General features: G+C 57.0%; 5 protein-coding genes. All 5 read right to left on the bottom strand.

The features are described from left to right. Positions 1-8: 8 nt before the first annotated feature. On the bottom strand, positions 9-929 hold the full coding sequence (locus IE102_RS01215; protein WP_189484558.1) for a family 43 glycosylhydrolase: 921 nt from the start codon (positions 927-929) through the stop codon (positions 9-11). A gap of 13 nt (positions 930-942) precedes the next feature. After that, a complete protein-coding gene (locus tag IE102_RS01220; RefSeq protein WP_189484559.1) occupies positions 943-3717 on the bottom strand; it encodes a glycosyl hydrolase 115 family protein in 2775 nt (924 codons plus the stop codon). A 9-nt stretch (positions 3718-3726) separates the two neighbouring features. Continuing rightward, complete coding sequence (locus IE102_RS01225) at positions 3727-6828, bottom strand: glycoside hydrolase family 2 TIM barrel-domain containing protein (protein ID WP_189484560.1); 3102 nt, start codon at positions 6826-6828, stop codon at positions 3727-3729. 46 nt (positions 6829-6874) lie between these two features. Beyond that, positions 6875-9439 (bottom strand): GH92 family glycosyl hydrolase, encoded by a 2565-nt coding sequence (locus tag IE102_RS01230; protein ID WP_189484561.1) that lies wholly within the window; start codon positions 9437-9439, stop codon positions 6875-6877. 254 nt (positions 9440-9693) lie between these two features. Beyond that, positions 9694-12672 carry a TonB-dependent receptor gene (locus tag IE102_RS01235; RefSeq protein WP_229807509.1) on the bottom strand — a complete coding sequence of 993 codons (2979 nt, stop codon included), beginning with the start codon at positions 12670-12672 and terminating at the stop codon, positions 9694-9696. Between the last annotated feature and the right edge of the window lie 156 nt (positions 12673-12828).

The following is a 12828-nucleotide window of genomic DNA, read 5'->3' on the forward strand; positions in this document are numbered from 1 at the left end:
CCTGATTTTTAGCGCTTGATCTCTTCGATAGTGCCGTCAGGGCGATGGATCAGCGGTGCAAAGCTGATTGAGCGCCGATGACTGCCGCCTCCGGGCAGGAGATTGTCATGATAAAAGAACCACCATTTACCGCCCCGCTTCATGATCGCCTGATGGTTGGTGCTGATAGACAGATAATCGAAAATCACGCCGCGATATTCAAACGGCCCCGCCGGCGATTTTGAGGTGCCATAGACAATCTGCCCCGGCCATCCGGTTGAAAAGCTGAAATAATATAGCCCGTTATGCTTATGCAAAAACGGCGCTTCGCCGTATTTTTTCTTGGGGTCGTTGGCAGGGAAACCAGTGATTTCGACGTTCATGATCGGCCCGGAGGTTGAGACCATATCCTTATTGAGCTTAATGACCTTGGGCACGCGCGTGCCAAAAAACAAATAGGCTTGCCCATCATCATCAATCATCACCGCCGGATCAATGGGTTCATCACCGGCATTGGCGTCGCGGGCCTTGTCGATCAGCGCATCTGTGCGGGCATCTTTGAACGGTCCCTGCGGTTTACTGGCGACGGCGACGCCGATCTTGTCACCGCCGACCGGGGCGTAGAAATAATATTTACCGTTGCGATAGGCGGCTTCCGGCGCCCAGGCCTTGGCGTCGGGCTTGGCCCACTTAAAGACGCTGACGCTGAGAAAAGCGCCGTCGTCAGACCAGGTTTTCATATCCTTTGACGAATAGAGCCGCCATGTGGTCGAATCCCAGTACGTGCCCGAATTGGACGCATCATCGGTCGCATAGACATAGACCTTGCCCTTAAAATCATGGGGCGACGGGTCGGCATTAAAGCGCGGTGATATGGGCGTTTGCGCCACCGCCGCACTGGCTGCGATCATCAAAGTCGCCGCGATAAACCCGGCTAATTTGCGTTTCATGTCCTGCTCCTGATTATTCGACGATGCCATAATATTTGTCCGCCCCGTCCAGCCGGATCTCAGCATGGTCCAGAACCACACCGGGGTCGAGCGGCCAGATCTTAAGCTCATGGGCCCCGGCGTTCAGCATCCGCAGCGGCAGGGTTTGCACGGCCTTATTGACCAACACATTGGCCCGCCACTGATCGCTGCGGCCGACGGTCGAAAAATCGAGTACTTCGATGGGGCCGCTATCCAGTTGCACCGCAATTTTCACGCCCGTCCCCGGATTGAGCGCATGAACCGGCAGGCCGACCAGATTAAGGCTACCGCCCACGGAACTGTAGGTCGAAAACCGGTATCGCAGCGGCTCACCGTCAGGGGCCTGTAAGGTTGGCAGATCAAGCCGCGACCGAAGCACGTCGCCAGTATGACCCAGTTCCTCAAGCCGCTCCCAGCGCGCATCACTTTGGCTAGCCAGCGGTATGATCACGCGGCGATCATTTTCAACGTAATCGGCCGGGACCGGTGCGGGCAGAAGCTTTGTGTGGATGCGGATGGTTTTGCCGCCGCACTGGATATCGATCGGACCCAGTTCGGTTGTGCCGTCATAGGTGACGGTCAGGCGCTGCTCCCAGCCATTGGTGGCATCTAGCGTGCCGCTTTCGGATGATAGTTTAAGCGCCCCTTTGGGGGCTTTCAGCGTCCAGGTCTGATCCGTTGCCTGCCGCGTAAATAGCTCGATCACCCGGCTGCGTGGTTGGCCCGTCACAAAGGTCAGGGCGTTTTCATCATTCCACCAGCCACCCGCAACGGCGGTTGCACAGCCCGGTTGCGATGACGGTGACCACTGCGGATAGACCGGCTCCATAAACACCGGCAACCGCCGCGGTGCCATGTCCATCATGCGGTTCCACTTGCCGTTTTCCAGACCGTTATAGGTGGCGGTATCGGCCACGATGGCCTGATGGGCGGCGCGGGCGCGGTCAGAGTAAACATTGGCACTGGCCCGCCCCTGACGGGCATAGAGACCGGCCAGATCGATGTTGAGCACCCGCGCATTGAGATTGGCCGCTCCTCTGACCGGATAAAGCACCAGTTCAAAATAGGCCGACTGACGATCCGGCGGCAACCGTGCCCCCAGCGCCTCGGCCCGCGCCACCAGATCGGCATAGGCGGCCAGACGGGCCTGCGCCTTTTCACCGTCGGGCTTTACGAAATCGCTCATTGTCACCGGCGTGACCGGCTCAGTTTCGGAAAAGCCCATATATTCAGGCTTTCGCTCGAACGCCAGATCATAAAAGCCCATCATGATATCGGCGACTTCGGTGCCATTCCCGGCTCCGAAAGTTTCATCGGCCCACCCCGTCAGATGCGCCCTTGGGCCTGATTTCAGAAGGTCCGCATCAAACGCCAGATCAAGAAAATACTGCGCCAGATATTCCAGTGGTTTGACATCACCGACATTGAGTATCCAGATGCGGCGCGCCTCAAGCGCGTAAGCTTTCTGCATTTCCGACCGCAGCAACTCAGGATGGTTAGTCCCCAGCCACTGATAATCGTGAGGCCGCCCCCAATAGGAGACATGGTAATATACGCCTGACCCGCCGGAGCGCTTACGCTCCTCAGCATTACTCAGGCGGCGGATATAACCGTAATTGTCATCGGCCCACATCAGGGTGACATCGTCCGGCAATTTCAGCCCGGCGTCATAGGCTTCCTGAAGCTCATGATAGAGCACATAGGTCTGCGGCACGGTCTCCGGCGACCGCCCCAGAGCGGACTTGAACAGGTTGCGCTGAAGGCCGATCACCGACTGCAATACGTCCTTGCGCGCCTCAAGCGTATCGGCGCCCTGCATCGGTCCATCGTGTATCCCACGCAGGCCTACGGTATAGATGTTCTCGTAAGCCGCACTTTCCTTAAGCCGGGTGCGCCAGTATTTGAGGATCTTATCGCGGTTGACGGTAAAATTGAACGGCCCGTCGCGGGCCTCATCCCATTCGCGCAGATTGTTGCGCATCATCGGCTCGGCATGGGAGGTGCCGATAATGATGGCATAGTCATCGGCCACTTTCGGGTTTTGTTTCAGCCCGTAAAACTGCACCGTATTGATGTGCATGGCTGGCCACAGCGTATTGGCCTTCAGCCGCCACATCAGCTCATAGACCCGCGCATAGGTCTTTGGCCCGATATTGCCGACTTCGGGCTCAAAGGTCTTGCCCGCCCAGGGCTCAAGGCCCCAGTCTTCGTCGTTCAGGAATATGCCGCGATATTGCACCGAAGGGGTCTGGGACAGGCGCGCCGTGTCATCGATCACCAGCCGCTCGGTCCGGCGTGGCTTGACATCGGCCCACCATTCCCACGGCGACACCCCCAGTTCGCGCGACAGGTCGGTAACGCCGTAGACCGCGCCCCGACGGTCTGAGCCATAGATCAGCACATAGGTTTTGCCGTCCTTTTGCAGCACGGCCCGGCCATAGCGCTCCCATTGCCCTTTGAGGGCCAAGGGATCAACACCTGCCGACTTGGCAAGGCCTGCCACCACGCCTGAGTCATAGGTGCCAATGACCACACACACCTGCGGGCAGTCGCGCAGACGGGTTGAGACCTTCGCGGTGTGTCCGGTCAAGGCCTCAACGTCACGCGACAACATCTGCGCGGCCAGCTCAAGCGTGCGGCCTTTCTCGTGGACGACACCAATCTTATTTGTGCCGTCAAACAGGGTGACCTCGGCACTGAACGCCGACGCCGCCGACAGCAGCATAACTCCGGACAAAAGCCCCGATAGCAACCGCGAGCGAAGCATAGGCCTCTCCTATTCCTGACTGGACGACAGACGGAAACTATAACTGACCGGCGCCAGTGGCACGCGGTATTTGACCAATGGCCGCCCGATCGAATTCCAGCCCGTATCGCCGCCGACGCCTGACTGGGTAATATCAATCAGCAGCGAACCTTCACCGTGAAGCGCGATATCGGAGGACTTCCAGGTACCCTGCTGTCGGACGTAAAGGTCTTCATAGGGGAAGGCCAGGGCATTGACTGACAAAGGCTGCGCCCCGGTCACTTTAAGACGGTGCCCCTTATCGTCCGACAGCGACACCCAGCGCACATCGGTTTTATTGCCGCTTTCCTGCGGGCGGGCATAGTCATGATACTGGGCCCGAACCGAACCGCGATAAAGGCCAAGGGCCGCCCCCGTATGGCGGTCGTCGTAACTTTCGTGCGGGCCTTTGCCGTACCAGCTCAGGTCATCCATCAATGGATCGAAATTGAAACGCAGGCCGATCCGCAACGGATCAGGTAGATCGTCTTTTTCGGGGGTGAACGCCGCCGTCACATCGACCTGACCATCGCCCGACATCCGGTAGGTGATATCAAAGCGGCCCCCGCCCTGTCCCAGCGCATAGTTGACCCGGACGAAATCAGCGCCGGTTTCAATGCCGCGCACCCGGCGGTGCTCGGTATAGTCCTTCCAGATACGGTGGCTTTTCTCAAGGCCGATGCCCACATCATTATCAGTCAGCCCGCGCCAGAAGTTGGGCGACCCGCCATTCAGCAGTTGTTTGCCCGCCTCATCAAAGCGGATCAGGCCCGTGCGGGTATCGACCGTCAACTGATTACGAGCGGCATTCAGGGTGATAGCGTCGGCAGATTTTGAGATTTTCACAGTACCAGAGGCGGCGACGCTTAAGGGTGCTGCCGCCCTCAAGGTGAATTGATTAAAGGCCAGTTCGGTACCCGCGGGCACGCCCTTAATGGCACCCTCACGGGCGATGGCCCGCACCGTCAATATGGCTTCGCCGTCATCACCGATAGCGGGCAGACTTAGCGGGATCGTCTGGCGCGCCCCGGCCTTGACCGGCACCGACGTGAGCACACCACTGGCACTTTCACGCCCGTCTATGCGGACGTCCCAACGCAGGTCATAGCCCGACAAATCGATGAAGTCGTAGCGGTTTTCGATGACAATATTGCCGCCTGCATCCCGCTCAAAAGCGACCGGAGCCTGCACCTGACGCAACTCGTAATATTCCGGATCAGGGGTGCGGTCGGCCTTGATAACGCCGTCGCCGATGACGCTATTGTCGCCGCGTTTGGGGTTAAGATCAAAACCTGATGCCCAATAGGTGCGGCCCTTATCGTCCTTGGCATAGACATACTGATCAACCCAGTCCCAGATAAAGCCGCCCTGCAGCTTTTTGTGAGCCCGGATGGTTTGCCAATAGTCTTCAAAATTGCCCAGAGAATTGCCCATGGCGTGGGCGTATTCGGTCTGGATCATCGGTTGGGTAAATTGCGGGTCTTCGGCGTAGTCGCGCATACGGTCGATGTCATCATACATCGGCGCATAGATATCGACATAGGAGTTAGGCCTATGTTCCTCAGTCAGCGCGCTATAGCCCAGGAAGGATAGCAGGCGCGTCGGGTCATTTTGCCGAACCCATTTAGCGGCATTTTCAAAATTCGGGCCGACACCGGTTTCATTGCCCAGCGACCAGAAGATGATCGAAGGCGAGTTCTTGTCGCGCTCAACCATGCGCGAGATGCGGTCAAGGTGCGCGGTTTTCCAGTGCGGCTTAAAGCCCAACTGGACGCTGGTATCGCCCTTGTCGCGGCCCAGCGTCATATATTCGTGGCTCTCGACATTGGCCTCGTCCATGACATAGAGGCCGTATTCGTCGGCCAGATCATAGATGAGCGGATCGTTGGGATAGTGCGAGGTGCGCAGGGCATTAACATTGGCCTGCTTCATCAGCTCGATATCTTTGCGCATCAGGTCTTCGGTCATGACACGGAAGGTTTTCGGGTCATGTTCATGGCGGTTCACGCCCTTGATCATCACGCGCTTGCCATTGACCTGCACTTCGCCATTTCGCATCTCAACAGTGCGGAAGCCGATCTTGCGCGATGTAGCCGAAATCAGATTGCTCTTGGCGTCTGTATATTCGATCACCAGCCGGTAAAGGTTCGGCGTCTCCGCCGACCAGGCCTTCACGCCCTTGATCGTACCCGTCAGCTTGGCGGGCTTAGTGGTCGACGCCTTAGCCGAAGCCTTCAAAATCTGCGTGTCGCCGTCATAGAGCGTGGCGGTGATGGTGCCCGATCCCTTAGCGCCCGCCAGTTCGGCCTCCAGCGCGAAGGTGCCATCCGTATAGGTTTTATCGAGCGACGCCGTGACCGTGTAATCGCGCAGACGTGTTTTAGGCTCAGCATAAAGGTAAACCGAGCGTTCAATTCCCGACAGTCGCCAGAAATCCTGATCCTCAAGGTAAGACCCATCGGCATAGCGGTAGACCTCAATGGCGATGCTGTTCGTGCCCGGCTTGACGAATTTCGTTAGGTTAAACTCTGACGGCAGTTTGGAATCTTCGGAATAGCCGACCTTTTCGCCATTGACCCAGATGTAATAAGCCGCCCCCGCCGCCCCGATATGCAGGAAGACATCCCTGCCCGACCAATCGGATGCCACCTCAAAGCTGCGCTTATACGATCCGACCTCATTGGCGTCATGCGGGATATAGGGCTCGTTCATCGGGAACGGATATTTGATATTATAGAACTCCGGCAGACCGAACTTGCCCTCGCCTTGGGCCTGAATCATGCCGGGCACCTGAATCTTGTCCCAACTCGCCGTGTCTTGTTTGTAAAAATCCTTGGGGCGTGCCTCTACGCCCCTGGAGAATTTGAAATCCCACGTCCCGTCCAGCGACTGAAAAAAGCGCGACGCCGACTTATCCCCTTTGAGCGCCATATCGCGGCTCTCATAGTTAAAGAACGTCGCCTTCATCGGCTCACGGTTCACCGCCACCACCTCCGGCCGCTCCCACTCGGCAACCGCCGCCACCTGAGCTAAAGCCGGTGTCGCCAGCACCAAAGCCAGAGCCGTAAGCGCGGGTACAATAGGGGTACGCATAATCAGTCCTCCGCGTCGGCAGGCTCTGCGGCCCGCCCGACGATAGTTATTTACAGGCCGATGACGAAGCCGCGATCAGTTCAATCTCGGCCACCTTGACCGCCTTGCCCGCCGTCAGGGCAAAACGATAGCGGGCATAGGCCTTGGCTTTGAGGTCATAGGTTTTGGTCATATAGGGCTGATCGAATACCTCACCCTTGCGGCTATCGAGCCTAACCCAGCGCTTGCCGTCAAAGCCTTCGACGCGCCATGCTGACGGTGGTGTTGATGGGTCGCTAGTGCTGACCGTATAGGCCTTAAGACACACCGGCGATGTCCGCTCAAAGGTGGAGTGGTCGCCAGCGTTGGCGGTCCAGACCGTTGAGGATTTACCATCAACCAGTTCGGCCACGCTTGACGATGCCGTCACGACCGCGCCGTCATAGAGCCACTGCCCCGGTACGGCACTCATGATAAAGGCCAGCTTACCCCCCGCCTGCACCTGCGCTTGGGTGACAAACGGTGCCTCAAGTGGGGTGCCGTTCAGGGTCACGCCCGCAATATAAGGCCGGTCGTACCCCGCATTATCCGCCACGATTTCCAGAGACTTATCCCCGCCAAGCTGAATGACGCTGTGCGCGTGACGCGGGCCATGCAGGTAATAACGATCGCTGCCGAGCTTGGGGAACAGGCCCAGACGGTTAAAGACATAGTTGGAACTCATCGCCCCGGCATCTTCGTCACCCGGATAGGCGGTGGCGGTGAAATGGCGGGATACCTCACGCGCCCAGTAGGACGACAGATCGGCGCGGCCGATATTGTGGAACAGCCACGGCGTCGAGAACGACGGCTCGTTGGTAATATCGATCAAGTTGGAACTGAGGGCGTGCACCAGACGCTCATTAAAGCGCACCCGCCCGCCCATGGCCTCGACCATGCCGTCGATATCGTGCAGCACGCCGTAAGAATAGATCCAGGCCGTGCCTTCGTAATAGCCGACATTATTGTGAACCTTACCGTCCCAACCCAGCTTGGCGTCGATGTCCTGAAACCGGCCATCGGGATAACGCGGCATGATAAAGCCGCTAAAACCATCACTGGTCGTTTCCGGGTTCCAGACTTTCCGCCAGTTGGCGGAGCGCGTCATCAGGCGTTCGGCCTCATCGGTCTTACCGACTTTTTTGGCCACCTGAGCGGCGAAATAATCGTTGAGCGCAAACCCAAGCGTCGATGAGCCCGATTTGGCGCGTTGATTATTGGGTTCGGGGCTAAGATCACCGACACCAAAATAACCGCTTTCCAGATAGCGCGGACGACGGCGCTCAAACGCATTGAAATGCGTCAGACGATAGGCTTCATTCCAGTCAACGCCCTTGGCATCCCGCAGCAGGGCCTCACCGATCACATTGTCCGCTTCGTCGCCGCCCTGACCCACATGGTAGTTCTGACCACCGATAATGGCCGTATCCGCCGCCCCCAGCTTATCATAGGTATGGACCAGCGAATTGATGTTTGACGCGTAGTCCTTTGGTGACAGGATCGACATCAGCGGGAACAGGGTCCGATAGGTATCCCACAGGGTATAGTGATCATCCCAGTTTGGCCGCCCCATTTCCTTGGCGGGTTGGTCCAGCGAGCGATCACGCGGCTGAATCGAGCTGTGGTACAGGGCGGTATAAAAGCGCCGGGTCTGAGCCGTATCGAGGCCTGACACCTCAATCTTCGACAACCGCGTATTCCAGGCAACTTGCGTATCTTTGCGCACCTGCTCGAAATCCCAGTCCGGAATTTCCTTATCAAGCAGCGCTTCGGCGGTTTCGGCGCTGGTAAACGACACGGCTAGCTTAACCAGAACCGGCTTGTCGGGCGTACCCTTGAAGGTCAGCCATGCGCCCAGACGCTCATCGGGGCCGGTCGCGGCCTGAGTGGCACCCGCTTTTACAGCAGCCTTGTCGAAAAGGCCCCACTTTGTGGGCATCTGACTGACGCGGGCAACAAACCAGATGTCAATCAGCGCCGGATTCCAGTAGCCCTTGGCCTTAACGTGACCGACAATCTTACCCTCTTTCGGGTAGAGCTTTACATCCGCCAGTTCCGAGGCGACCACCCCACCCACTTTACGCGTCACGTCAAAGACGAGTTGCGCCTCGTTACTTTTGGGGTAGGTCAGACGATAAATAGCCGAATAGTGGGCTGGTGTGATCTCTACCCGTGTCGCATAGCGGGCCAGATCGACACTGTAGTAGTCGGCGGCCATCGTCACATTGGCTTTGTCCGACAGGTGCGCCGGTTCATCAAATTCGGGCACCCCCACCTGCGGCGACAACAGGAAGGTGCCATAGGTCGTGACCCCGCCGGAGCCCTGGGTGTGCAACTGGCCAAAACCACTGATCTTTTCGACGGGATTGTAACCGGAATTATTGGGATTGAGCGTTTCCGGCGACGGATGGATCGAGCCGTTGGGACGCGCGACACCGGGGATAGTATCGCCTTCATTATCATTACCCAGACCGATCCGAAGATCTGGCTGGGTGTAAAGCGCCGGGTCCGCCTGTGCGACCGCAGGCACGCTGATAAGAGACAGACTGGCTACCCCTGACGCCAGACATAGGGCGCGGTAAAATTGGGTCATGAGCATCCCTTCCTGTTTTTTTGTTTTACGCACTGTAGACCTCCGAAACGCCGGGTAAAACCCGTAAGGCGTCAGTTCAGAGTAAAAATATGGCGGTGCCTAAAAAACCCGCCGCAAAAGACCAATCATTGTGATTTGACCGATGACCGGATTACGCCTGGCCGTGAGCCATCCCGCATCTGATAATGCAGCTTCAAAAGAAAAATGGCGGGCCAGCAAGGAAGAACTGGCCCGCCCAGGGGGAGGGAACTTCGTTAGAATACGGCGCGGGCACTCAGTGTGAATGTGCGGCCGTCATAATCGATCCAGCGTACGAAGCGCTCATCGTTCTCATACTCGTAACGCTTCTCATCGGTGATGTTGTAAGCATCCAGAGACAGCGTGATCGCGTCGGTGAGGTTATAGGATGCCGACAGATCAAGCTGACCGCGCTCCTTCACCGAACGGGCGCCGCCGGTATAGGTGCCGTTGGCATTGAGCGGATAATCGGTGCGGTAGTTGTAAACGGCCCGGACACCGAACTTGGAGGTTTCATAGAACAGGATCGCATTGGCGGCATGCTTTGAAATCCCTGGGAACGGCGCGATCGCCGGGCTCTTGGAGTCCGTATAGGCATAGTTGAAGTTACCGCCGAAGTTACGCCAGAAGCCGGGCAGGAAGTCGAAGTTCTGCTGGATGCTGAACTCAACCCCTTCAACGGTCGTGTCCTTGTCTAGATTATAAGCCCCCGACGCAAGAACGTGAACAATACTGCTCGCCGTGGACAGGGCCGTTGCGGTACAATACTGACCGTCCCATGACAACGCCCCAAAGCCCCAGGTCGACCCGTCCGCCGGACACAGGATCGCCGGATCAGCGGTCGCCACAACACGACCGGTGATGATCTTCTTGAAATAGGCCAGAGAGACCATACCACCCGGACGATTGTACCACTCAAGCGACAGATCATAAGAATCGGCCAGATAGGGCTGCAACTTGTTGTTACCGATCCGCACAGTTACGTCAGAAACGCTGATGGTTGGAGAGGATAGGCTGGCATTTGCAATTGGCGATGGTGAGATGCGCGTAACCGGCGAGAACTGACGCGCCTGCGGACGTACATAGGTCTTATAGTAGGCCCCACGCAGCAGCAGATCATCGGTAATATCAGCCGCAAAGATAGCCGACGGCAGCCAATAATCATAGCTGTTCTCAATGCTCTGCCATTCAAAGTTCGACAGAGACCCGACCGAGTTGGCGAACGGCGTGACAACATCGTAGGAATCGATTGTGTTGTCGGTCGATTCATAACGTGTGCCGAAATTACCGCGAACACGGTGGCCCAAAACATCCGTATCGAATTTGAACTGGATATAGGCCTGACTAACATCGTTTTGTGTGTTGTAGTTATAGTCAGCAAAGGCACCGTCGGCATATTGAATATTGAAGCCGGCCGTCGTCAAACCGCCGCCTGATGCGGTATAGGGTGTTACCGGAGTCACCGCATCAATGAAGCGCTCAGCATCGAACGTGATCCAGTTGGTGGTGATATCGGCATCGCCGTTCATGAAGTCACCCACGAACGACGGCGTATAGACCATATCCGCGGTAATATTCTGCATCTGAAGGCCAAACCCCATATTGCGGAAGCCGCGCGACTGGAACTTGTTTTGCAGCAGTTGAACACCGCCCTTGATGCTCTTGATCGGGCCAAAGTCTACGAAACGCTCGACATTGACCTGCGCCGAATTGACGGTTTCCTCCGCCAGAGACTCTGAACCGCTCAGGCTGAAGTAGTAACGTCCGCCCGGTTGAAGGTAACCGGCAGGATCAGTCCCGGTAGGTGGCCCTTGCCAGGTCCAGCCTGACGTAAAGAGTATATTTTGCGGAGACGGCGTGACCGAATAGCTGAAATCATCAAGATCGCCAAAACCGGTGGTGATCGTCCCGCTGATGCCATTGGTTCCGCCACCACTGACGGAGTTTGTCTGAAGGTTCAGTTCAGTTTCAATCGATGAGTTTTCACCTTTGGACAGGGCCAGCACCCCGTCAATTTTCCATTCTTCGCTCGACCACTCGGCATTCGCGACGATACCGCCGGCCTTTTGATGCTGACCGTACTGACGCGTCGAGATCTTGGCCGGGAAGTTGTTGTGGGTGACCGTTTCATAGAGCCAACGACCGTCCGAAGTCTGCACCGGCGTGCCAGACGGCGTCATGGTGCCATTGCCAGCCCAAACCGCATTGATCAGGAAGTGCTGGGTCGTCTTGGGCAGGTCACGATCGGTATAGTAGCCAACGATACCCACCTTGGTGCTGGCATTCGGCTTCCATTCGATACCGCCGGACGCCGTCCACAGGTCGCCTTCGTTAGTGCGGGTATACTGACGAATGGCATCCAGCGCATAAACGCCCGTATTGCCCTTCGAGCCGGTAGCACTACTCAGGAAGGGCGTGACATCGCCTGTAGCTGGTAAACCCAGCGCATTCTTGAGCGAATAACAAAATGATGTCGTACCCGCCGGGCAATCCGACGCCGAATAGTAATCACCATAGGTCGTCGCAAACTGCGAATTGCTCAAGCCCGTCAGAGTCGGGGTCAGACGGCTATAACCGTTGAAGCGCAGCGTATCGCGGCGGAAGTTTTCCTTTTTGAAGGCTACCGTGCCAAATACCGCTAGGTTTTCATTCAGGTGCTTATTGTAGCCAATCGTAAACGCGGGTGCCAGATTTTTACCCAGCTCGTTATACTCATAAGACGCCTTGAACGTACCGCCGTCCTTACGGGACAAGGCCGGCGCAATCTGCATGTCAACGTTACCGCTAAGGCCGCCGGACGGCGCATTGGCCATCGGTGATTTCTGAATAACAAACGCCGAGAAGATATCTGAATTAAAGGCCCCCAGAGGCGCCCCCTGATCATTCGCCAGAGACGGCGGCGCAGCAAACGAAACCCCGTTGATGGTCGTCTGGGCATAAGAGCCCGGCATACCACGCACATTGATTGTGGCGTTACGGCCCTCGGCCTCACGGTTGATTTGCACGCCCGGCACGCGCTGCAACGCTTCGCCGACGTTCAGATCCGGGAAACGCCCCAGACCGTCCGATGAAATCCCGTCAGTGATTTCAATATTGCTGCGTTTAGCGCGGACCGCATCAAGGTAGCTTTTCTTGATGCCGGTAACGACGACCGTATTGATTTCGTCATCCGCAGGCGCAGGTGCCGCCTCCTGCGCGCTGACGATCACAGGCATGCCGCCGATAACCGTGGCACAAAGCAGCGCCGCTCTCCAAGCAAGCCTGGCACGAGAGTTTAATGGGTACACCATAGGTTTCCTTTCCTGATCATGCCGGTCTTAAGCCGGTTTCTTATTTTTATGAGCCGTCATGCCACCAATGACATAATAGGT

This window comes from Asticcacaulis endophyticus (assembly GCF_014652575.1).
GTDB classification, from domain to species: domain Bacteria; phylum Pseudomonadota; class Alphaproteobacteria; order Caulobacterales; family Caulobacteraceae; genus Asticcacaulis; species Asticcacaulis endophyticus.